The sequence below is a fragment of the Bradyrhizobium sp. 1 genome, assembly GCF_023073315.1.
GTDB lineage: Bacteria > Pseudomonadota > Alphaproteobacteria > Rhizobiales > Xanthobacteraceae > Bradyrhizobium.
The window spans coordinates 1-1,005 of record NZ_JADPJH010000003.1 but is presented as its reverse complement, the minus strand read 5'-3'; the positions used below and the strand labels follow the sequence as shown (position 1 = coordinate 1,005).

Here is a 1,005-nt window from a genome sequence, read left to right as displayed (position 1 = left end):
CCGTTCTCGGGATCGGAGGCGGCGCCGTCGTCGATCTTGAGCAGCTTCTTCAGATGGATCAGCGGCAGCAGCTTGTTGCGGAGCCTGAGCACCGCGGTGTCCTTGATGCGCTCGATGCGGTGCTCGCTGTTGGCGCGGGCACGGACCAGCTCGACGACGGCGAGCTGCGGGATCGCAAAGCGGTCGCCGGCGGCTTCGACGATCAGGGCGGAGACGATCGCAAGCGTCAGCGGGATCTTGATGGTGACGGAGGAGCCTTCGCCGGCCACCGACTTGATGTCGATGGTGCCGCCGATCTGGTCGATATTGGTGCGCACCACGTCCATGCCGACGCCGCGGCCGGAGACCGAGGTGATGGCGGCCGCGGTCGAGAAGCCCGGCGCGAAGATGAACTTGTGGATCTGGGCTTCCGACATCTTCTCGAGCTCGGCCTCGGTGGCGAGACCTGAGGAGATCGCCTTGGCCTTGATCTTGTCGGTGTTGAGGCCGCGGCCGTTGTCGGCGATGCAGATGAGGATGTGGCCGCCCTCGTGATAGGCGGAGAGCCTGATGGTGCCCTGCTCGCCCTTGCCGTTGGCGGTACGCTCGGCGGGGGTCTCGAGGCCATGATCGGCGGAGTTGCGCACCATGTGGGTGAGCGGATCCTTGATCAAATCGAGCACCTGGCGATCGAGCTCGGTGTCGGCGCCGTGCATCTCCAGCTCGATCTGCTTGCCGAGTTCGCCCGAGAGATCGCGGACGATGCGGGGCAGCTTCTGCCAGGCATTGCCGATCGGCTGCATGCGCGTCTTCATGACGCCTTCCTGCAGCTCGGCGGTGACGTTGGAGAGGCGCTGCAGCGGCACCTTGAACTCGGTGTCCTCGTTGCGGCGGGAGATCTCCAGCAGTTGGTTGCGGGTCAGCACCAGCTCGGAGACCATGGTCATCAGATGCTCCAGCGTATCCACGTTGACGCGGATCGACTGGTTGGCGACGCGGTCGCCTTCGGAGGCGCCCTCGTCGGCC

1 protein-coding gene is annotated in these 1,005 nt (G+C 65.6%); it reads right to left on the bottom strand.

Going from position 1 to position 1,005, the window contains the following annotated elements; translation table 11 throughout:
* Positions 1 to 1,005, bottom strand: a 1,005-nt coding sequence (locus IVB29_RS02340) for a chemotaxis protein CheA (protein WP_247501786.1), incomplete at both ends; no start/stop codon positions are given.